Consider the following 2952-nt stretch of genomic DNA (forward strand, 5'->3'; position numbering starts at 1 on the left):
CCGCCCCGACCCTCCCGCCCCAGATTGCCGCGTGGTTCGACGCGCGCGGTTGGCGGGTGCGGCGGCACCAGTGGGAGATGCTCGCGAAGGCCCGCGCGGGCGAGCACGCGCTACTGGTTGCCGATACCGGCGCGGGCAAGACGCTCGCCGGGTTCTTGCCGACCTTGTGCGACTTTGCCGGCGACGCGGTGCCGGGGGAGGGGCTGCACACGCTCTACGTCTCGCCATTGAAGGCGCTGGCGCAAGACGTGAAGCGCAACCTGCTCACGCCCATCGCGGAGATCGGCCTCCCCATCCGGGTCGAGACCCGCAGCGGCGATACGCCATCCGACCGCAAGAAACGCCAGCGGGAGAAGCCGCCGCACATCCTGCTGACCACGCCCGAGAGCCTCTCGCTGCTGCTGTCCTATCCCGAAAGCGCCGAGCTGTTCGCGGGGCTCAGGCGGGTGGTGATCGACGAGGTCCACGCCTTCGCCACCGACAAGCGCGGCGATCTGCTCGCGCTGTCGCTGGCCCGCCTTCATGCGCTCGCCCCCGAGGCGCAGCGCGTGGCGCTGTCGGCGACGCTCGCCAACCCCCGCGACTTCCAGGAATGGCTCGCGCCCCAGTCCGGCGCGGACGGCGAGATCGCGGCGGCTGCGCTGGTGCTGGGCGAGGAGGGGGCCGATCCCGAGGTCGAGATCCTCCTGCCGCAGGAGGAGCGCGTCCCGTGGGGCGGGCACGCCGGGCGCTGGGCCGTCCCGCAGCTTTACGAGGCGATCAAGGCCAACCGCACCACGCTGGTCTTCACCAACACCCGCTTTCTCGCCGAGTTCATCTTCCAGTGCCTGTGGGAGGCGAACGAGGATCATCTCCCCATCGGCATCCACCACGGCTCGCTCAGCACCGAGGCGCGGCGCAAGGTCGAGGAGGCGATGGCGCGGGGGGAGTTGCGCGCGCTGGTGTGCACTGCCAGCCTCGACCTCGGCATCGACTGGGGCGACATCGATCTGGTGGTGCAGATGGGCGCGCCCAAGGGTTCGTCGCGGCTGCTGCAACGGATCGGGCGCGCGGGCCACCGGCTCGATGTGCCGAGCCGCGCGGTGCTGGTGCCTGGCAACCGCTTCGAATTCCTTGAAGCCATCGCCGCCAAGGAAGCGGTCGACGAGGGCCAGCGCGATGGTGAGGCCTTCCGCCCGGGGAGCCTAGATGTGCTCGCCCAGCATGTCATGGCCTGCGCCTGCGCCGGGCCGTTCCACGAGGACGCGCTGCTCGCCGAGGTGAGGAGCAGCCTCGCCTATAGCTGGGTCGATCAGGCGACCTTCCAGCGGGTCTTGGGGTTCGTCTCGAACGGCGGTTATGCGCTCAAGGCCTATGACCGCTTCCAGCGGATCGTGCGCGACAAGGCGGGGGTTTGGCGCCTCGCCCACCCCAACCAGGCGCAGCGGCACCGGATGAACGCCGGGATCATCGTCGACAGCGAGATGCTCACCGTCCGCTTCCGGAACGGCCGCAGTCTCGGCAAGGTGGAGGAGCGCTTCGCAGCTTCGCTCTCCCCCGGCGATACCTTCTTCTTTGCCGGCATGAGCCTCGAGGTCGAGGGGGTGAAGGACATGGACGTCACCGTCCGCGCCGCCAAGAAAAGCGCCACAATCCCGAGTTATGGCGGCTTGCGGCTGCCCCTGACCACGCACCTTTCCACCCGCGTGCAGGGGCTGCTCTCCGACCGCGCGGGGTGGGGCCGTTTCCCCGACGATGTGCGCGAGTGGCTGGAGATGCAGGACTACCGCTCGCGCCTGCCCGCACCCGGCGAGCTGCTGGTCGAGAGCTTCCCTCACGGCGGCAAGCACTACACCGCCTATTACACCTTCGAGGGCTGGAACGCGAACCAGTCGCTGGGGATGCTGATCACCCGGCGGATGGAGGATCGCGGCCTGCTCCCCGGCGGCTTCGTGGCGAACGACTATTGCCTGGCGGTATGGGGGCTGAAGCCCGTCACCGATCCCGCACCGCTGCTGTCGCCCGATATCCTCACCGGCGAATTCGTCGAGTGGGTGACCGAAAGCCACCTCCTGCGCCGCGCCTTTCGCGAGGTGGCGGTGATCAGCGGCCTCGTCGAGCGCCAGCACCCGGGGCAGAAGAAGACCGGCAAGCAGGTCACCTTCTCGACCGACCTGATCTACGACGTGCTCAGGAAATACGAGCCCGACCACGTGCTGATCGAAGCCGCCTGGGCCGATGCCCGCGCGCGGATGACCGACGTGGGGCGGCTCGCCGACCTGCTGGAGCGCTCCGAGCGCGAGTTGGTGCACGTCGAGCTGGACCGCGTCTCCCCGCTCGCGGTGCCGGTGATGACGATGATCGGCCGCGAGGCGGTGCCGCAGGGCGCGGTCGACGACGAACTGCTGCTCGAAGCCGAGGGGCTGATCGCAGCGGCGATGCGGCCGGATGTGCCGCCGGAGGGGGATTAGCGGTCGGTCGTGCCGAACAGCTCCGGCGCGCAGGTGTCGATATCCGGGTCAGGCACCATCTGTTGCGCGCCCATGGCTTCGTCGATCCGGATGCTGGTCAGCAGGGGCAGCGGGTGGCCGCTGCTCCTGCCGAACTCCCCATGCTTCTCCATGCCGTTGATGCAGAACCATTCGTCATTCAGGCCCGCACGGTGGATGATGGCGAGGGTATGCGCGGCGAGACCATAGCTCGCCGCCTCGTCGGGTTCGAAGGCGAGGACGGCGCGCGGCTGGAGCGTGCTCACTTCGCCGAGCAAGACCTCGAGCTGCTGCGCGTTCACGACTTCGCCGTTGAAGCGCAACTGGCCCGAGGCTGCCAGCTCGACACGGTAAACCGCAGGCGGAGTGCCTGTTCCGATCAGGCCGGCTTCCGGCTGCGGTAACTCCACCAGCAGCGCGTGCGTGCGCGTCTGGCTCGCTGCGAGCAGGAACACCACCGCGATGAATAGCGCCACGAACAGCA

At 69.0% G+C, this 2952-nt stretch carries 2 protein-coding genes; one reads left to right on the top strand and one right to left on the bottom strand.

Translation table 11 applies throughout. From position 1 onward, the window contains the following. On the top strand, nucleotides 1–2450 hold a 2450-nt coding region (locus tag AX708_RS15610), incomplete at its 5' end, for a ligase-associated DNA damage response DEXH box helicase (protein ID WP_067490409.1). Here the strand turns inward: AX708_RS15610 and AX708_RS15615 are convergent. After that, nucleotides 2447–2952 (bottom strand): biopolymer transporter ExbD (locus AX708_RS15615; RefSeq protein WP_067490412.1); only part of this gene is annotated, 506 nt, incomplete at its 5' end. The genes AX708_RS15610 and AX708_RS15615 overlap by 4 nt on opposite strands.

Source organism: Erythrobacter sp. CCH5-A1 (assembly GCF_001557115.1).
Classification (GTDB): Bacteria; Pseudomonadota; Alphaproteobacteria; order Sphingomonadales; family Sphingomonadaceae; genus Erythrobacter.